The following is a 20,660-nucleotide window of genomic DNA, read 5'->3' as shown; positions in this document are numbered from 1 at the left end:
ATTAATATGTTGAATAATAGTCTATGTGGGGAGGATATATTATGAAAAAATTTCTAATAGCAATTATTTTTCTTTTATTTCTTGCAGGATGTACATTAAAAGAAGATAAAAAACCGGTTATTCAATTATTAGAACCAACATCAGATTTCATAGACAGTAGTTTCAATCTGAAATTCAGGATTTCAGATGATATTTATCTGAAAAATTGGGAAATTTCCATTGATAACCAGGTAATAAGCGCCCTAAAATTTGATAGAATTGGTGAAAATGAAATAGAAGTAAGCTCTTTAAATCCATATGAAATTGATAATATTCCAGATGGTAAAACTCTTAATATTATAATAACTGCAGAAGATAATATTGGTAATAAAACTTTGCTTAAAAAAACTCTAAAGGTTGGAAGATTACCAGAAATAAAATTAATACCATCTGAAAATGTATACGATACTGTTGAAGGGACGTTCAATATTGTAGCATATATAAAAGATATTGATGTTGAAAATTACGCTGATATTGCTGATTATTCTTTAAGTATATCAAATAATGATAATTTATTGTATTTTAAAAAATCTAATCAGTCTATAATTGATGGATTACATGATAAAGATTCTACTATAACAACAGATGACTTTAACGCTCGAGACTACATAATTGGCGACACTTTAGATTTATACATATCAGTAACAGATAGAGCATCAAACACTGCTACCTATGAAAAAAGCATAAAAATTGGAGGATTACCCCCAGAAATAATGCTTATTGAACCAAACAAATATTCTACAGCTTCAACGAATTTAACTGTAATTGCTAAAATTACAGATGATGTTGAAATTAAGGATATTAAACTTTTTGTTGATAACGAAGACAAAACTGTTGAAAGTGATTTTTATATAGATTCAATTGATTCAACTAAATTAACTATAGATGAATTTAAAAATCATTCATATATAAAAAAGGCTTATATAAAAAATGATAGGATAGTATTGCCATCTACAGGTGCAACTATTGTGATTCAAGCGGAAGATAGAACAGGAAATATTGTTTCAAGAGGTTTTAAAATAATATTGTCAGATTCAAATTCAACAACTAAATCATTTAAAATAGTGAATGCGTGGTGATACCATTAAAAAGATTATTAATATCACTCTTTTCCTTTTTATAATTTCCATATCATTTTCTAATGCGAACTTGATACCTATTTATCCGGAAAACAATCAAAAAAATGTATCACCAACCAGCCTTATACTAAAATGGCAAATAAATAACAAAACAAATGATAAAAAATTAATATATGATATATATTTAGGGGAGACAAAAACTCCCCGCTTATATGTTTCTAACCTCCCAACAAATATATATCTTGTAAAAATTTTAAAACCAGCTACTATATATTATTGGAAAATTGTGGCAAAAGATGGAAATAATACATATGAAAGTCCTATCTGGTCATTTAAAACGCGCAATTTCAATAATGGTGAACAAATCTGGATATCGCTAATAGAAAAAAGCGAAAAGCTTTTATATTTTAATAATACACTTTTTAATTTATACACAAATGTTATCGAAGCTTATAATGATGATAAAAAATTGATCTATACAATTAATGATGAATATCTTGACATATCGATAGATAATAAATATATATATTTATTATCAAAGAATAAGATAAAATTGTATAGTATAAAAGAAGGTTTATATGAAAAATCCATAGAAATTTCTCAAAACTATGAAAAAATAAAAACTATAAATAATTATATTCTTCTTTATTCAAAAAATCTGCTTGATATTTATAAAAATTTTGAAAAGGTAATCAATTTGAATTTTGACGAAAAAATCAAAAATATATATCCTTTTAAAAATGCAATAGTCATAAATACAACAAACAGAATTTTAATAATAAACTATTCTGGAAAAATTTTAAAAGATTTTAAATTATCTGCTGATATTCTTGATTTAAACGAATACAACATGTTATTAAGAATAAGTAATATTTTATACCTGTTTTCCTATAATAATCAAATGATAAAGATTTCTGAAAATTTTAGAAACGCCTTCCTCCATAATGGGAAAATTTATATAATAAAAAATACTGAGGTTATTATTCAGGATATTAAAATTTTAGATAAAAAAACCGTGTTGAATATAGATAATCCCAACCATATATTATTGACAAAAAACGGATTAATAGTTTTTGGAAACGATATATTATATTCCACTGACTTAAATGGAAATATAATATGGAAAAAGTTTTTTAAAAATATGAAAATTATGGATATTGTAGTAACAAACCATAATTCCTTTATTTTTACAATAATTGATGAAACTGGAAATAAAATAGTAGAAATTTTTGATAGAGATATTCAACAAATGGGAAAAAAAGAAAATAAATTTATATCTTTTAAGATTATAAAAGATAATTTTAATAATAATATACCATCTGCATTACCAACCCCTGTAATAATAAATCCACAATTTAATGAAAAAATACAGGATTTTACCGTTTCTTTAAAATGGACATTACCAGAATATGAAAGTACAACAGTTACATTTGAAATTCAGTTAAAAGAAATAAGCAGTGGTTTGTTAAAAAACAAAAAGATAAGCAATATAAAACATAATGAATTAGTTATATCCTTAGAGCCGAATACTAAATATATATGGAGAGTTACTGCAAAAGATAAAAAACAAATAAAAACTTCTGATTGGTCCTCATTTTCAACCGACTCACTTAATTTCGTGATAAAACGAATAAAATTACCTGAAAATCAGATGATTTCAAGATTTAAGTTAAAAGATAATATAATATATTTTACAGGTTATACTATAAATTCAAATAAAGTTTTAGAGTTATTATATGGTACTATCATGACAAATTTTTCAAATTTGCGTGCCTGGAATTTTGGAAACAGCCATGATAAATATGCTACAGCTATAGATTTAACAAATGATAATAATATTATAATTGGTGGATTCTCATCTGAAAAGGATTTGAGGGGTGACATGCTATTATATTCTATTTCGCCAGAGGGAAACATAAACTGGGATGTAGTAACTGGTAGCTCAAAAAGAGATTCCATTAACGATTTGTATTTTGATAATGGATATATATATACACTTGGAACCGTTGGAACTGATAATATGGTTACAAATATACAATTTTCAAAATTTAACAAAAAAGGATTTAGAATTTGGACAAGGGACTTTGGAGGAGATGAATTTGAATTCGGAGGTAAATTAAAAAGAATAGATAAATATTCATTTCTTTTACTATCAAGTACCAACTCCTTTGGTGATGGCGGATATGACTATTATATAATAAAAACAAATGAATTAGGAAAAAAAATATGGGATTTGACAAGTGGAACACCTAAAAACGATATGGCTTCTGATCTAATTTTGGTATCTAAAAACGAATATATTATTATTGGAACATCTTTTCAGGATACTTTACAACCATTTATAACCAAAATTGATGGAAATGGATTCAAAATTTATGAAAAGAAAATACCTTTTACAAATGATGTCAATTTAATAACTTCAAAAATAAACGGTAGTTATTTTTATTCAATTGGATGGTATAGAGAAAAAAACACCTTAAAAAGAAAGGGTATAATATTAAAATTTGACCTATCTGGTAATTTAAAATGGGCCAAAACTTTTCAGATAAATTCTCAGGACACAATATTTACAGATTTAACAATAAAAGATGATAAAATTTTTATTTCAGGAGTTTCTGAATATCCACAACCTAACAAAAGAGATATCTTTTTAATACAAACCACTGAAAATTATATAATTAATAATTTTAAAAGTGCAAAATAAAACATATATAATATTATGTCAAAAAAAGGGGGGAATCGTATGAAAAAAAAGATAATACTTGATTGTGATCCTGGACATGATGATGCTGTAGCTATTTTATTAGCAGGTATTGCAGAAGAAATAGAGTTACTTGGAATAGTTGCTGTAGCTGGAAATTCATATTTAAAAAATACTGTAAGAAATGCCTTAATATTAACTGAAATGGCTAATTTAAATGTCCCTGTTTTTAAAGGATCAGATAAACCACTTTTAAGAAAACAAATTGTTGCTCCAGATATACATGGTGAAAGCGGTTTAGAAGGAGCCAATTTACCAAAACCATCCAAAATGCCAGAAAATAAAAATTATCTGGAATATATGGCCGAAACTATAACAAATAATCCTGATGAAATTACTTTAGTTGCAGTTGGTCCGTTAACAAATATAGCAAAATTTGCTTTAAATTATCCAAATTTAGTGCCTCTGGTAAAAGAATTAGTAATTATGGGTGGCGGAATAGAATTTGGAAATGTTACACCAAGAGCTGAGTTTAATATATATGCCGATCCAGAAGCTGCTCAAATAGTGTTTAATGCAGGTTTTAATCTAACAGTATTCCCACTTGATGTAACCCATAAAGCGAAAATATATATGGATGAAATAAAAGAGATTCAAAAAATGACATCTGAAATAGTCTCAAAAATGGGGATTTTATTGGAATTTTTTCATCAGACATATTATGATGTATTTAAAATAAAAGGCGCACCTTTGCATGATCCATGTACTATTGCATATTTAATTAATCCAGATATATTTGACTTTAAAGAATATTATGCACAGGTCGAAACTAAAGGAGAATTAACATATGGAGAGACCGTTGTTGATTACTGGCATTTAAAAGAACCAAACTCTAAATGGGCACTGAATATAAATAGAGAAAAATTTATTGAATTATTGTTTGAAAATTTAAAAAAATATAATTAATTGACATTTTTGAAAATAAATGGTAAAATCTAAATGAAGGTGAATATATATTTTAAATGATTTTTTTCACAATATAAAAGGGGGGGTATTATGAGCGAATTAAAAAAGTTATTAGAAAGAAAAAAATTTTTAGAAGGGGAAAAAGAGGCTATTAAAAAGTATATGGGACATGACGAGCATGATGAAAATCTTGAAAAAGAATGGGAAGCAATAAACAACGAACTAAAAGAAATTGAATTAAAATTAGAAGAACTAAAAGCCAAAGAAAATTAATGATGTGGAGTGAAAACTCCACATTTTTTATTATAAAAAATGTAAGCGTTCGAAAATGTTAACATAAATAATTCAATATGAATAAAAATAGATAGTATAATTGTTATAGTAAACTTATTTATTAGGTGGTGTAATATGTTTGCAGAAAATATTGCTATAGGTCGGTATGTTGAAAAAAATTCTATTATGCACTCATTAGATCCAAGAGCCAAATTAATAGGATTATTTTTTTTAGCAGGATTTGCATTTACAATAAATAGTTTTTATGATGTTACTTTAATGTCTTTTTATACCTTATTGCTTATGTTATTATCAAAAATTGGATTAAAAATGTACGGAAAATCAATAAAATCCATGTGGATGCTTATACTTTTTGCATTTATTGTACAACTATTCAACTATGATGGTAATGTAATTTATCAATTATGGTTTATAAAAATTACAGATAAAGGATTAGCAAATGCTTCAATTATTACATTTAGACTATTTTTTGCTATTATGTTATCCTCGGTTTTAACTTTGACAACATCTCCAACATCTCTTGCAAATGCTATGGAAGATGTGTTAATCTGGTTTAGAGTTAAAAGATCTTTTGCTCATGAATTATCTATGGTTATGACTATTGCTATAAGATTTATACCAGTTATGGCCAGTGAAGCAGAAAGAATTTTTAAGGCACAGATGAGTAGAGGAGCTAATTTTGATTCGAGAAAAATATCTGGAAGGTTAAAAGGTTTGGTTGCTATAATAATTCCTTTGCTCGTTTCTGCATTAAGAAGAGCTGATGAACTGAGTATTGCAATGGAAGCTCGTTGTTATAATGGCTGGGAAGGACGAACTCGATATAAAGAATTTCAATGGTCGTTCAAAGATACCGTATTCTTTATATCATTTGTTAGTCTTGGAATTATAATGATAATAATATAATGATAAATATCAAAAGCTTATATCATATTTTATAAATTTCTTTTTTTCAAAAACTGCTTTTTTAGCAAGTTCATCTGCTAAATTATTGAATTTATCTCCAGAGTGAGCCTGAACTTTTTTAAAATTAATATCGATATATTTTTTATAATATTCAAATTTTTCTTTATAAAATTTCGTTAATTCTGTATTTGTTTTCCATAATCCAAGAGCCCAATTTGCTATTCCTGAATAATCATAATATATTTCCAGACATTTTATATTTTCATTTTTTGCATATTCAAATGATAATAATGTTGCTATTATTTCACCAGCAACATTTCTATATTTTAAATATTTTTCTCCATATGTATAATATTTTTTTATATTGTTATCTTTCTTGATAATAACTATCCCAGCACCATATCTTTTTAATGTATTATCATAGCTTCCATCCACATAAGCTTTTATGCATTCATTATTATCTTTATTATCTTTAATTTTTCTTTCTGCTTTTATTCTATTTTTTGAAAATAAAGATAGAAATTCCTGTGTTTTTTCTACAGATGTGCTTTCCATAACTTTGATTTTTGTTACTTCAAAATTTTTATTATAGTATAGCTGAACTTTTAGATAATCTTTATCTTTTTTAAGAAAATATATTTCCTGATATTGAAAATGCTGATTACCTATAATCTGAAAATCTTTTCTGGATACAATATTCAAAAATTCATTATATACTTTTTTTAAGTTGCTATCCGGAAAAATTAAATTATATGATATTTTGATATTATTTTTTATAGTAAAATTATAATTTACTTCTACATTTTCAAATATTGTTGATTTTATTGGTATGTTTTTAATAAATACAATTTTTTTTGCTCTTGTTATTGATGTATATAACCATTTAAAATACTCTTTCGATTTATAATTGCCGTAATATTTTGCATCAATAAATACATTATCCCATTCTCCACCTTGTGCTTTATGAGCTGTAACGGCATATCCGTATTTTACATGTAATGCATTAAATGTTCTATTTCCCTTTATTTTTTCTAATAATTCTTCTTCAAAATATATATCAAATTTTTCTTTAATTTCTTTAATTGCATAAACATATAATGCCTGATAAGATAAATCATCTATATCTGTTTTTTCAGAAAATAAGGAATTTGAAAAAATTCTACAATTTATATTTTCTTTATTTTCTATATTTTCAAGAATAACATCATGAAATTCTACTGGAATAGCTTTTTCATTTTTTATATATACAAAATCTTTAATATGATTATATATCTCTTTTACTTTAAAAAATTCCCCATTAAATATAGGTTTATTAAAATACTTTGAATTTTTAGTATTAATCAGAATATCTCCTACTTCTAAAATTTCTTTGTATCCATAGTTTTTTCGTATTTTTTTATTATATTCCAATGCAATTTTATTCGTTGAACAGATAATTATATCTTTTACTGGATTAAAATAATCATATGTTTCAAGAAAGTTAGTTTTTTCAATAAAATCATCGGAATAATCAAAGTTTATTTCAAGAAAATCTTTTGCTTTTATTTTTTCCTTAAGTTTATTTGCATTCTTTAATATATAACTATCTTCTTTTTGTCTTATGATATCTTCAAGATATATTTTATCTCCTTTTAAATCAAAATTATTTTCAATATAATATTTGTCCAATGCTGGAGATATTTTTGAACCAATTGGTGGTAGTTGGTTTTCATCACCAAGGAAAATAATTTTATTGTTATATCCTATTCTAAAAACATATGTAATTAAGTCAGATAATAATTTTCCACTACCAAAAACCAATTTTTCATTAAATATATCTATATCAGAAATCATAGAGCTTTCATCAATAATAAAAATGGTATCTTTTATTTGATAATTTTTAATTTCAAAAAAAACCTTAAATTCATTATTTTCCACGCTTACTTTTTCATACATAAAATCATAAATTTCACTATGAATTGTTTTTGCATTAAATGAAGATTTTTGAGATATTATGTTTGCTGCTCTTCCAGTGGGTGCAAGGAAAATAAAATTTTTATTTTTTCTTTTTAAATATCCAGCAAATTTCGAAATTAAAAATGTTTTTCCTGTTCCAGCACTACCCTGGATTATTAAAAAATCATCGGTATTATATAAAAATTTATCCAATTGATTTGCAGCATTTTTTTGATCTCTTGTTAGGTTTATATTATATAAAAAATCTAAAAACATAATATCCTCCTGATAGCAACTATTAACATTAATCAGGACATTACTGTCCTGATCAATGTTTTAAAATATTGATTTCATATTTTTGAGTTAATTTGTATGTATAATATGCAAGTATTACTTTTATAATATCAAAAGTTATAAATGGTAAAAATCCTATTTTAATAGCTTTTACAAATGAAATATTTAAATTTATCATTAATCCTGAAATTCCTGATATATAAATTATTAAAATTGCTAGAAAACCTATTATTATATTTTCAAAAGGAAAGTTGGATATAAATGTTGCCAATAGAAAACCTATTATATATCCACCAGTTGGACCTAATATAACAGATATTCCCCCACTAAACCCAGCAAAAACAGGCAATCCTAAAGTACCAAGTAAAATATAAATCAATACAGGCTTCCACGCATCTTTTTTAAGAAAATATATTGTTAAGATTATGCCAAATACCTGTAATGTAAACGGTATCCCAAATGGCGTTGGTACCTTAATCCATGATGTTACTATTAAAAATGCTGTAAATAATCCCAGAAGTGATATTTTCCCTTTCATATTTTCCTCCTTTATCAGGATAACATTTTATAATTCTCTATTCCTTTTACTTTTTGTTTTACTCCATGCATAAAAAGCAAGCGCTCCCACCGTAATTATAAACGGCATTGATTGAGTTACCTCATATGGAATATCAAGGAATTGTAACGAAAATGATAACGCTTCTGAGAAACCAAATAACAACGAACCCAAAGCAACACCATATGCCGATGTTCCTCCCAAAGCCTGAGCTGCAAGCGCTATAAAACCTCTACCAGATGTCATGTCTCTGGCAAACCACGAGACATATCCCATAGATAAAAATATACCTCCAAGACTTGCAAGCATACCACTAATAATTAAAGCTGTATATTGTGTTTTGAAAACAGATATTCCAACAGAACGTGCGGCATCTGGAGATTCTCCAACAGATCTAATCCTTAAACCCAATGGAGTTTTATATAACATATACTGTATTAAAAATACTAAAATTATAGCAACATATGTCAATATATGATGACCGCTTAAAATATCTCCTAATATTGGTATATTTTTTATTATAGGTATATCAACATTCGGCAAAACCAATGATTTTAAAGAAGCTGATGATCCTTTATCTCCGGTTAATAGATATAATGCATATATTGTTCCACCACTTGCAAATATATTTAAAGCTATTGCAGCCATTATAATATCCGTTTTTAATTTTAGGGAAAAATAGGCTAAGATGGATGACATTACTATACCTGTTAGCAATGCTCCTATTACTGAAAGCCATAAGCTCTGTGTAAATCCACTTATTATAACACCAACAAACGCTGAAAACAACATAGTGCCTTCAAGTGCAATATTAGGCGTTCCAGCCAATTCAGCAACAAGAGCCCCTAAAGCTGCTAATAAAACAGGGGTTGTAACTCTTATTCCAGAAGATATAAAATCCCATGATAATATTGAACTTAATACGCTATTCATGTATCTCACCACCAGTTATTACTTCTTCACTTTTTTTGGCTTCTTTCTCTATTGCTTTCTGTCTCATTTGAGATAAAAATGCTTCTGCTGTTACCAATAAAATTATAGTTGCTTGTAAAATAGCTACCATTTCTGGAGGTATATTCGTGTATCTTCCCATTGTTTTAGCTCCAACTCTAATATACGATAAGAATAATGCTGCAAATGGAACATATATTGGATTGTTCCTTGCAAGCGTTGCTATAATTATTCCATCCCAACCATAACCTGGAGAATATAACCACACGAATCTTCCATAATATCCTAATAATTCTATTATTCCAGCGGTACCAGCAATAGCTCCACTTAATAAATGAGCCTGAAAAAAGGTCTTTTGTGTATTTATTCCTGAATAATGTGCAAAGTACTTATTGTTTCCAACCAATCTAACCTTATATCCCCACGTTGTTTTTTTCATAATAAACCATAAAGCTATACTCATTACAATTGCTATTATTATTCCGCTATGCCATCTGTATCTGGTATTTAATAGAAATAAAGATGCCGAATCAGAAAATTTTAACGATACCAACTGACCTGCATTTGGATCTCTTAAAAATGTTTTTATTATAAATAACCCCATATAAAGAGCTACATAATTAAGCATTAAAGAGGTAACAACTTCAGAAGCATTCCATTTGGATTTTAAATACCCCGGAATTGCTGACCATCCTGCACCTACTAATGAAGCTATAAGAATTATAATTATAGGTGTGATTATTGGAATAGACGGAAAATATATTGCTGCTCCTGTAGCGATAGCTGCTCCAAGAAACAATTGTCCTTCTGCACCAATATTAAAATGTTTCGCAGTAAATACCAGCGAAACTGCAAGCCCTGTTATAATTATAGGAACACTTTCATTCATCCATTGAATAAAACCTCTTAGATTAAATATCCAATTTCCACGTCTATACTTCAGTATCGGTGACAATAAAAATGTCTGGAAGGCTTTATTTGCATCTTCAATAGCTGTTTTTAATTTTTCAAAAAATGCCATATCTCCTTTTGGAAAAGCTGAGATTAAAATTAATATATATCCGAGCGCTAACGCTATGGCTATAGCTATTAATGTTCTATAAATTTCATATCTTTTTGTCGACTTCATATTAAATCACCCATTTCTTCTTTTGTCATTTTCTTTATTCCAAGCATATATTCACCAAGTATATTTTCATTTATTTGAGAAACATCCTCAAAATGAGCTACGAATTCACCATGATATATTACAAGTATTCTATCAGAAACTTCTAATAATTCTGTTAAATCCGAAGAAATTAATAGAACAGCTACATTATTATCTCTTTCCTTTACAAGACGTCTTCTTATAAAATCAGCAGCAGCTATATCTATACCTCTTGTTGGTTGGTCAGCAACTATTATTTTGGAATTTGATGTAAATTCTCTAGCAACAACAACTTTTTGAATATTACCACCTGACAGCATTTTTACAGCTGTCTTGGGCCCATCTGTTCTAATATCAAATTCATCTATCATTTTTCTTGCAAATTCTGTTATTTTATTATATCTTAATACACCTTTTTTAGAAAATGGTTCTTTTTCAAATCTGTCACTAATTAAATTTTCCTCAATTGTATCTTCTTTTGATACACCATATATCATTCTATCCGCAGGAATAAAACTCATGCCAACTTTCCTGAATTCATGTGGATTATCTGCATTCATCATATTTTTTTCAAAAATAAATATTTCTCCTTTTTCAGGTTTATCCATTCCTGTAATAATATCTACCAATTCTGTTTGTCCATTTCCCTCAACACCAGCTATTCCAAGTATTTCTCCTTCCCTTAATTTCAAATTAATACCTTTTAACATTTTTACTCCATCAAATCTTGTGTATTCTATATTTTTTGCTTCCAATACTATTCTTCCTGGTTTTGAGGGTGTTTTTTCTATACTTATATCAACGTCTCTTCCCACCATCATTCTTGACATATCCTTTTCTGTTATATCCTTTACTTCTGCCTCGCCAATGGTTTTACCTCTTCTTAAAACTGTTATTCTATCCGCAATTTCCTTTACTTCATTTAATTTATGCGTAATAAATATAACAGTTTTTCCAGCCTTTGTTAGGTTTTTCAGTGCTTTAAATAATTCTACCGTTTCCTGTGGAGTTAAAACAGCTGTTGGTTCATCCAAAATTATTAAATCTGCTCCTCTTACAAGCGTTTTTATTATTTCCACCCTTTGTTTCATACCAACACTTATATCTTTTACCTTTTCCATTAATGGAACAGGTAAGCCATATTTATTCATTTCATTTTTTACAAATTCAATAGATTTTTTTAAATCTATTGAAAAACCTTTTCGTGGTTCCATTCCAAGAACAACATTTTCAACAACAGTTAGTGATGGAACAAGCATAAAATGCTGATGAACCATTCCTATTTTCAATTCTATAGCTTTGTCTGGCGAATTAATATGCACCAATTCACCATTATAATAAATTTCTCCCTCAGTTGGTTTTTCAAAACCAAATAAAATTTTCATCAATGTACTTTTACCAGCACCATTTTCTCCAAGCAAAGCATGAATCTCGCCTTTTTTTACTCTTAAATTAACCCCTTTATTTGCTGTAACACCGTTTGAATATACTTTCCATATATTTCTCATCTCAAGTACATATTCACTCATACCTCTCACCTTTCTTAATAAGAATTAATAATTAAATTTTATACCAATATAATCTAAAAAAATATTTACTTTTAATAAAATAGGGGCTTATCAGCCCCCATCTGTTTATATTATATTTTTCTTTTGTTATTATGGTCTTACAGAATTTCTAATTTTATTTAACTCTTCATTGCTCATTCCATATGCAGTTGGAACTATGATATCCCCTCTAATAATCGCCAGTTCAATTTCTCTTAATTTTACCAATACCCATGGGTCAGATTTCATAACTTCCCTGAAATATTTATTATCAGCTAATCCTATACCCCTTTCTTTTAAACCTAAAGCTTCTACTTTACCCAATGGCATTTTTCCTTCTAAATATAATTTTATCGCTCTAAATAATGAATAATCCACATTTTTCATCATAGAGGTTAGTGTATGTTTTACTATATCCATATCTTTTTCTTCATATAATAATTGCATATCAGAATCAACACCTATTGACCATCTATCCATTTCTTTAGCAGCAGCTAAAACTCCATTTCCTGTTTCACCAGCAACTGCAAATACAACGTCTGCTCCCTGCCTATACATAGATAACGTAAATTCTTTCCCTTTTGCAGGGTCATTCCATGCTCCAACATAAGAAATTAACACTTTCATATCGGGATCAATATATTTTGCACCTTCAATATATCCAACTAAAAAGTCGTTTATAACAGGAATATCCATACCACCAAGAAAACCTATAACCTTTTTATTTGGTACAGAATATTTAAATTTATCTGACTTTGAAACCAATGCAGCCATAGCACCAGCTAAGAAAGAACCTTCATTTTGCTTATAAGTAATAGAATATACATTTTGTAAATTTCCCTGAGAATAATCTACAGCATCATCAAAAATAATATATTTATTTTCTGGATATAATGGAGCTATTCTCTGTAGTAATTCAACCATCTGCCATGTTCCAACAATGATTATATCGTATTCACCTAAATCGGATATATCTTCCAGTGTGGGTTCCCACTCAGAAGGATTATATCCCATCTCTATAATTTTTGTTTCCACTCCCAGCTTTTCTTCAGCCCATTTCATTCCTCTTGCCGCTGAATCAAAGAATGATTTATCTCCCAATGTTCCATTTATCAATAAGGCAACCTTCACCTTACCAAATAAAGTCAAAGATAACACAGCAATTAATAAAACAACTAAAATCTTCTTCATATAAACCCCTCCTTAAAAAAATGAAATAAATCTAAACTTAATATAATTTTACTATAAATCCTCTATTTTTTAAAACGCATAAAAATGATTATTTTACAAATAAATCCACATATTCCTGTTTATTAACATTAACAAGGCCATTATTGGTAATTTTCAACGTTGGTATAACGGCTAATTGTAAAAAGGATAATGTCATAAATGTTGCATCTATTCCACCGAGTTCTCGCATTTTCTCTTCCAGAAATTCCAGTTCTTCCACAACTGCCTCTAAATTTTTATCGGTCATTAATCCAGCTATTGGAAGTGGCAATCTTGCTAAAATTTTTTCATTTTCAACAACAACCATACCACCATTCATTTTTTCTATCTCTTTTACGGCTATAAACATATCTTTATCATTTGTACCAATAATTCCTATATTATGTGAATCATGTCCCACACTCGTTCCAACAGCTCCACGTTTTATTCCAAAACCTTTGACAAATCCAATTGAAAAATTAGTCCCTGTATGTCTTTCAAAAATTGCAATTTTTATAATATCATTCTTTATATCAGGAACCACAAAACCATTCTCAACTTCAGGTTCTACAATTATTTCATCGGTTAATAATGATCCTTCATATATCTTAATTACGCGTATTTTTCCTCCTTTATTTTTTACTTTTAAATCATCAACTGAAAATTCTGGTAAAACAACTTTTCCAAATTTTTTTGGTAAATCATTATATACTCCTTCCATTTTATCTATAAAAACACCATCTTTAACTACCATTCTGGAATCTTTAAATACCATTCGTATATTCATTTTTTCTAAATCATCAACAACTATCATATCGGCTTTATATCCCGGAGCTACAGCCCCCATACTTCTCAAATTATAATACCTTGCGGTGTTTATAGTAGCCATTCTTATAGCTATTATAGGATCAATTCTTTTTTCGATACTTTTTCTTACAAGATAATCAATGTCTCCATCTTTCAATATATCAAGAGGTTCTCTGTCATCTGTACAAAATGAAAAACTATGATGATTCATTGGATTAACAGCTTCAATTAAAGCATCAAGATTTTTTGCTGCTGTACCTTCTCTTATAAACACCTGCATACCTTTACTAATCTTTTCCAGCGCTTCTTCTTTAGTTGTACATTCATGATCAGATCTAATAAATGCATCAATATATGCATTTAATTCTTTCCCTGTTACTCCAGGAGCATGTCCATCTATTTTTTTATACATATGTCTGAGAATTTCTATTTTTGTTAATAATTCTGAATCCCTATTTATTACACCTGGAAAATTCATCACTTCACCAAGTGCTATTATTCTATTTGGATATGAATCAACAAATCCTACCATGTCTTCAGGCCCCAATCTTGCACCTGATGTTTCCATAGTTGTGGCAGGAACTGCTGAAGGTATGGCTATATATACATTTAAAGGTATTCCTTCTGTAGATTTTATCATATATTCTAATCCATCAAGTCCTAAAACATTTGAAATTTCATGTGGATCTGCAATTACAGTTGTTGTACCTCTTAACAATACAGCTTTAGCAAATTGCCTTGGTGATAGCATAGAACTTTCTATATGCAAATGGGCATTGATAAAACCAGGTAATAAATACATACCTTCTAAATCTATTATTTCTTTTCCATCATCATAATCACCAATTCCTGCTATTCTTTTCCTAAATAAAGCAACATTTGTTTCTTCTATTTCGCCTGTAAAAACATTAACAAGTTTTGCATTTTTTAACAAAACATCTGGTTTTTCTTTTCCAAGCGCTACTGGTATAATATCCTTTATTTTCATATTCACCCTCCCAATCAAAATTTAAAAATTTTTTAAAACCTGTCTTTTAGTACTCCATTCATTAGTGGTTTTCTGATAAATATAAATATAATACCCAAAAATATCATATTAAGTATTGATGATGCAGCGAACAAATCCCATTTTGGATATGATGTTCCAGCTTCCCCAATAAATGAATATAATTTTACTGAAATAGGATAAAGCTTATCTTTATTCAATAACATCAAAGCAGGAATAAATCCATTCCACCCTTTCATAAAACCGATTAAAGCTGAAACTAATATAGCTGGAATTGTTAATGGAAAAATTATATAAAAATATGATTTTATTTTTGTAGTATCAAGTATAGCATTTTCTTCCAATTCCTTTGGTATTTTATCTATGTATCCTTTTATTAAAAAAGTTGCCATTGGTAATGTATGTGTCGTATAAACCAGAGACAAACCAAATAATGAATTTAATAAATTCAGCCTTTTAAATACCATAAAAAGCGCAATTATAGAATGTACCCCACCAAGAAAATCAATAAAAATCAATAATGGCAAAACCCAATTCAAACGTTTTTTCGATATGAATAATGCAAGTGGATACGCAAAAACTGGGACCATCAAAGCAGTCAGAGAGGATATTATAATAGTATTTAATAAATTTTTTTCTATGTGAACTTCAGAAAAAATGCGTTCGTAATTGTTTAGTGTGATTTCCGCTGGAATTGGAGAAACTATAATATCATTGGTATTTGAGATAGAAATTAAAAGTATATGATAAAATGGAAGGATTATAATAAAGATTAAAATACCTATAAATGCAAATTTTATTATTTTTAAATTGTCAAATCTTTTTATTTGTGGTATAACTGGTGTTTTTTCTTTGAAAATTATCCACATTAATGAAATTATAGGAACAAAATCAAATCCATTCCAAAATCCATTTAATCTAATGCTTATAATCATTATTGTCATATCCAAAAATACAATCACAGCAAATAGGTTTCTTTTCTTCAAAAGAATAAAATATAATGCTGCGGATAATAACAATAATGGGTTTTTGATGAAAAAGAAAGTTAATACTTTTATTGAAACTATAAATAGAATGAATTTTTTTAAATTAATTGTTCTTCTTGTTAAGAAAATAAAGGCTATAAGCATAACGAAAAACGCAGAAATAATGCTATAAGAAGAAATTATTCCAAAATCAAAGTATGTATTTGAAACAAAATAGTTAAAAACTCCCATAGTAGTAGTTATACCAACAATACTATGGCTGGTAAGACCGTCAAATAAAGGCGGCCCACCAGATGTTAATAAAAACGGAACGGTAAAATCCTTAAAGTGATTTGCAAAAGTAATTAAGAACCATGAAATTATTGTGGGTTTAATATAAGGAATTGTTATGTTTATTAACGTATTTAAAGAATTAGCTCCATCTATTTTCGCAGCAAGATGTAGCTCTTTTGGAACCTCCTGAAATGCCGAAATTAAAACCATAACAACAATAGGTAATTCAAGCCATATACTTACAAAAACTCCCCATCCAAATCCTGCCATTGCATCTGTAAAAAGATTTGTATTCAAATGAAATAGATTTTTTATTAATGAATCTGTACCATAACCATATATTAAAGCTCGCCATATCAAAACTCCCATATATGAAGGTATAATCCATGGAATCATAATTAAGAAAAATATTAACTTTTTATTCTTTATCTTTTCTTCAAGTAAATAAGCCAGTATAATGCCTAAAATTATCACTGCAGTAGAAATAATTGAAGACCATAAAAAACTGATTTTAACAGCTATAGATACACCAGAATCATTTAAAATCTTTAAATAATTTTGAATTCCAACATACGATATATTCTCTCCAAATGGAGATAAATATAGAGATGTTTTCAGTAAATATAACATTGGTATTATTAAAATAAATGTAATCAAAATCGCAGCCGGCAATATTAACATATATGTTTTCCTTTTCATTTCTGATCCATAAATTTCTGTGTTTTTGTAATTATTTCATCCATATTATTATTTGTTGTTAAAATAAGCGTAAGCATTGTTCTAATACCTTTCCAGTATTTTCCCTTAAAGAATGCTGATGTTGGCATTGGCTTTCCAATCTCTACAGATCTATATGCAGTTTTGAAATATTCATCCTTTCCTTTTAAAATATCAAATGCATCTTTATTAACCGGAAATTTATATAAATCTTTACAGAAATCTATCTGAGATTTTTTATCTATTATAAATTTTAAAAAGCTTAAAACTTCTTTAGATTTTCTCCCTCTAATTACACTAAAACCTTTATAATCTATAATAGGTGTCATATAATTATTTGCTTCTTCTATATACGGTAAAGGTAAAATCCCAAAGGCTGTATTTGATTTTATAAAATCAGGTATCATAAAACTACCAAAGAAAATCATCCCTATTTTGTTGTTTTTTAATCCGGAAATCAATCCCTGTCTCTCAATTAAATTCGCAGATTTATCCACATTTATAACTTTATTGATAAAATTAATAGCTTTTAAAGTGTTTGAATCATTAACTATAACCCTACCATTTGAATATAATTCTTTTTTTCCAAAAGCCCATTGCATTGTTGGAAACCAATATGGAGAATTTGCTCCCCAGGCTAATCCAATATATTTATCATCTTTTTTTATTAAATTCGAAACCTTCAACAAATCTTCAAAGGTATAACTTTCATCTAAATGAATATTATATTCAGATAATATTTTTTTATTATAATAAAGGATCTGTGTATCAAAATAAAATGGAACTCCAAAATAATGGTCATTTTCTTTAAACGCTTCAAATGAATCCTTTATTAAACTATTTTCAAATTCTTTTTTTATCTCATCTAAAGATTCTATTAAATACGCTTCTTTTAATCTTCCTACATCATCATTTTTCAATAAAATTAAATCAGGCAATTCGCCATTACCTTTGAAAGCAGTAAAAATTTTATCTGGAATTCTCTTTTGTTTAATAATATTAACTTTAATATCAGGATATTCTTTTTCAAACTCAATCGCAATGCTTTTAAGTTCATCTATCCCTTCATATTCAAACCATATTGTTATATTTTTTGAAAATATAAATGTGGTTAAAATTATAAAATATATTAAAATAATCTTTCCTTTCATAAAACTCCTCCTTTTTTGTGATATAATCTTAACATATATTATACAGCATAAAGGAGGATTTTTAAAATGAAAATACTGGGAGTTATACTCGCTGCAGGGCTTTCTACAAGATTTAAAGACAATAAGCTTTTATTTGAATATAATGGAAAGGCGTTATTGCAATGGACTATAGACCTTTTAAATAAATTTGATATTGATAAATTAATGATTGTGAATGAAAAATGGAAAAGTATTAAAAAAAATTTTGATTATAATAATTTTAAAATAATAGAAAACCCAGACTATAAAAATGGAATTTCTTCATCAGTTAAAGAAGCTATAAAATTTGCTTTAAAATATGATTATGAAAGTATGTTAATATTTCTTGGAGATATGCCGCTTATTCCAAAAACTGTAGTAACAACAATATTAAATAGCACATCAGAAAAACCAATTATAGCTCCATATTATAAGGATAAAAAAGGCTTTCCAACATTAATAAAAAAACCTTTATTTTATGATATTTTAAATATACATGGCGATTCTGGTGTAAAACAGATTATAAAAAATAATCCTGAGTTTGTTGAAAAAATAAATGTTGATTATCCAGAAGTTACGGTTGATTTTGATTACAAGTTGGAGGTGTAATTGTGGATGAAAAAATAAAAAATCAATTGATAAATTTCCAGAAAAATGAAATTACAGAATATTATGTTTATTTAAAATTGTCCAAAAGGATTAAAGGGAAAAACGGACACATTTTAGAAGAAATTGCAAAAGATGAATATAAACATTATCAATTAATAAAAAATTATACAAAAGTAGAAATTCGACCAAATAAATTTTTTATTTTCTGGTATATTTTGCTTTCTTATATTTTTGGTTTAACTTTTGCTTTAAATGCTATGGAAAAAGGTGAAGAATCCGCCCAAATAAATTATGAGGAAATTAAAAAACATGTGCCTGAATTTGAAAATATAATAGCAGATGAAAACAAGCATGAAAAACAGTTATTGGGTTTAATTGATGAAGAAAAAATACATTATATCAGTTCTATGGTTTTGGGGTTAAATGATGCACTGGTAGAATTAACAGGAACATTGGCTGGTTTAACCTTTGCATTTCAAAATTCCAGACTCGTCGCTTTATCTGGTTTGATTACTGGAATTGCAGCATCATTTTCTATGTCAGCATCGGAATATCTTTCGCAAAAAGCTGATAAAAACTCCAAGAATCCTTTGAAGGCTTCAATTTATACAGGAATTGCATATATTATAACTGTTTTTTTACTCGTTATTCCTTATTTTATTTTTTCAAATCCATTAATGGCTTTAACTTTTACTATATTTAACGCAATAATTGTTATAGTATTCTTCTCTTTCTTTGTTTCTGTTGTTCAGGAAAAAACATTTAAACATTATTTCTTTGAAATGTTGTTTATTAGTTTTAGTGTTATGATCTTATCTTTTGTTATTGGTTTAATTGCAAGACAGTTTTTTAATATAGAAATATAGAAATATATTAAAACAAAAACTCCAGGTAATTCCTGGAGTTTTTGTTTTAATTAACCATTGATGGACTTTCAAAATTTGTTTTTATAAACCATATATGTAATTTTATTCCATTTTCTTCTTCTAAATTATATTCAAAATCTTTTACTGTATCTGAATATATTATTAGCCATCCTTCTTTTATCCCTTTCCTTTTTATATATTCTTTTAGTTGCTTTTTTGATTTTTCATATTGATCTTCATCTATATTTGCTTTTATTTCTATTAAATATTCTTTATTGTTTAAATTGATCAATAAATCTATTCTTCCTCCGCCTATTTGTGTTTCTGGATATACTTTTCCATCTGCCGCTTCTACATACAAACTAAGAAATTGATCAAGATTGTATTGATATACCCCTTCGTAATAGTTTCTGCCCTTGAACATTACTGCTCCTCGTTCTTTTATGTATCTTATATACCTTTTCATTAATTTGTTTAAATCCAGACTTCCATCTTTGTTTAGATATTTTTTTATACTTTCATCAAATGGTTTCATTTGCGATTTTTCTCCATTGATTTGTGGTTTAAATCTTGCATATAACGCTTTGTAATACAACGGCACTT

General features: G+C 27.5%; 16 protein-coding genes and 1 pseudogene. 7 read left to right on the top strand and 10 right to left on the bottom strand.

The window, feature by feature from the left end; all coding sequences use genetic code 11:
• Nucleotides 1-41: 41 nt before the first annotated feature.
• From X274_RS04065 to X274_RS04045, 5 genes are all read left to right on the top strand, one after another.
• Nucleotides 42-1,118 (top strand): membrane lipoprotein lipid attachment site-containing protein, encoded by a 1,077-nt coding sequence (locus tag X274_RS04065; protein ID WP_047265536.1) that lies wholly within the window; start codon nucleotides 42-44, stop codon nucleotides 1,116-1,118.
• A gap of 286 nt (nucleotides 1,119-1,404) precedes the next feature.
• Complete coding sequence (locus tag X274_RS04060; protein ID WP_156166132.1) at nucleotides 1,405-3,822, top strand: fibronectin type III domain-containing protein; 2,418 nt, start codon at nucleotides 1,405-1,407, stop codon at nucleotides 3,820-3,822.
• A 39-nt stretch (nucleotides 3,823-3,861) separates the two neighbouring features.
• On the top strand, nucleotides 3,862-4,785 hold the full coding sequence (locus tag X274_RS04055) for a nucleoside hydrolase (RefSeq protein ID WP_047265534.1): 924 nt from the start codon (nucleotides 3,862-3,864) through the stop codon (nucleotides 4,783-4,785).
• 90 nt (nucleotides 4,786-4,875) lie between these two features.
• A complete protein-coding gene (locus X274_RS04050) occupies nucleotides 4,876-5,058 on the top strand; it encodes a hypothetical protein (RefSeq protein WP_047265533.1) in 183 nt (60 codons plus the stop codon).
• Nucleotides 5,059-5,193: 135 nt separating this feature from the next.
• Nucleotides 5,194-5,985: an energy-coupling factor transporter transmembrane component T family protein gene (locus tag X274_RS04045; protein ID WP_047265532.1), complete on the top strand. Its 792-nt coding sequence runs from the start codon at nucleotides 5,194-5,196 to the stop codon at nucleotides 5,983-5,985.
• A 9-nt stretch (nucleotides 5,986-5,994) separates the two neighbouring features.
• Here the strand turns inward: X274_RS04045 and X274_RS11490 are convergent, their stop codons facing one another.
• The 9 genes from X274_RS11490 to X274_RS04000 all read right to left on the bottom strand — a co-directional run bounded on the left by X274_RS11490 (nucleotide 5,995) and on the right by X274_RS04000 (nucleotide 18,564).
• Nucleotides 5,995-8,196, bottom strand: a complete 2,202-nt coding sequence (locus X274_RS11490) for an AAA family ATPase (RefSeq protein ID WP_052913166.1) — start codon at nucleotides 8,194-8,196, stop codon at nucleotides 5,995-5,997.
• A gap of 52 nt (nucleotides 8,197-8,248) precedes the next feature.
• Nucleotides 8,249-8,752, bottom strand: coding sequence for a biotin transporter BioY (locus tag X274_RS04035; RefSeq protein WP_047265531.1), 504 nt, complete (start codon nucleotides 8,750-8,752; stop codon nucleotides 8,249-8,251).
• Nucleotides 8,753-8,779: 27 nt separating this feature from the next.
• The gene (locus X274_RS04030) at nucleotides 8,780-9,703 is read right to left on the bottom strand and encodes an ABC transporter permease (RefSeq protein ID WP_047265530.1); all 924 of its coding nucleotides are present in this window, start codon (nucleotides 9,701-9,703) and stop codon (nucleotides 8,780-8,782) included.
• On the bottom strand, nucleotides 9,696-10,850 hold the full coding sequence (locus X274_RS04025) for an ABC transporter permease (RefSeq protein ID WP_047265529.1): 1,155 nt from the start codon (nucleotides 10,848-10,850) through the stop codon (nucleotides 9,696-9,698). The genes X274_RS04030 and X274_RS04025 overlap by 8 nt, the downstream gene beginning before the upstream one ends.
• Complete coding sequence (locus X274_RS04020; RefSeq protein ID WP_047265528.1) at nucleotides 10,847-12,397, bottom strand: ABC transporter ATP-binding protein; 1,551 nt, start codon at nucleotides 12,395-12,397, stop codon at nucleotides 10,847-10,849. The genes X274_RS04025 and X274_RS04020 overlap by 4 nt, the downstream gene beginning before the upstream one ends.
• Nucleotides 12,398-12,526: 129 nt before the next feature.
• Nucleotides 12,527-13,606: a BMP family ABC transporter substrate-binding protein gene (locus X274_RS04015; protein ID WP_047265527.1), complete on the bottom strand. Its 1,080-nt coding sequence runs from the start codon at nucleotides 13,604-13,606 to the stop codon at nucleotides 12,527-12,529.
• 88 nt (nucleotides 13,607-13,694) lie between these two features.
• The gene (ade, locus tag X274_RS04010) at nucleotides 13,695-15,419 is read right to left on the bottom strand and encodes an adenine deaminase (protein WP_047265526.1); all 1,725 of its coding nucleotides are present in this window, start codon (nucleotides 15,417-15,419) and stop codon (nucleotides 13,695-13,697) included.
• Nucleotides 15,420-15,451: 32 nt separating this feature from the next.
• Entirely contained in the window at nucleotides 15,452-17,395 is a 1,944-nt protein-coding gene (locus X274_RS04005; protein ID WP_047265525.1) for an ABC transporter permease, read from the bottom strand.
• Nucleotides 17,392-18,564, bottom strand: coding sequence for a sugar ABC transporter substrate-binding protein (locus tag X274_RS04000; RefSeq protein WP_047265524.1), 1,173 nt, complete (start codon nucleotides 18,562-18,564; stop codon nucleotides 17,392-17,394). Before X274_RS04000 ends, X274_RS04005 begins: the two co-directional genes overlap by 4 nt.
• Nucleotides 18,565-18,630: 66 nt before the next feature.
• Here X274_RS04000 and X274_RS03995 point away from each other — a divergent pair, with 66 nt between their 5' ends.
• Together X274_RS03995 and X274_RS03990 are read left to right on the top strand one after the other, a co-directional pair.
• Entirely contained in the window at nucleotides 18,631-19,191 is a 561-nt protein-coding gene (locus X274_RS03995) for a nucleotidyltransferase family protein (RefSeq protein ID WP_047265523.1), read from the top strand.
• 2 nt (nucleotides 19,192-19,193) lie between these two features.
• Nucleotides 19,194-20,057, top strand: a complete 864-nt coding sequence (locus X274_RS03990) for a VIT1/CCC1 transporter family protein (RefSeq protein ID WP_231580380.1) — start codon at nucleotides 19,194-19,196, stop codon at nucleotides 20,055-20,057.
• Nucleotides 20,058-20,103: 46 nt separating this feature from the next.
• Here the strand turns inward: X274_RS03990 and X274_RS03985 are convergent.
• Nucleotides 20,104-20,660 (bottom strand): annotated as a pseudogene (locus tag X274_RS03985) (PD-(D/E)XK nuclease domain-containing protein); the annotation flags it as partial.

It is taken from the genome of Marinitoga sp. 1155, from assembly GCF_001021175.1.
Classification (GTDB): Bacteria; Thermotogota; Thermotogae; order Petrotogales; family Petrotogaceae; genus Marinitoga.
Note: the sequence above shows the minus strand (reverse complement) of the source record. Positions and strands in the feature narration are given on the sequence as shown.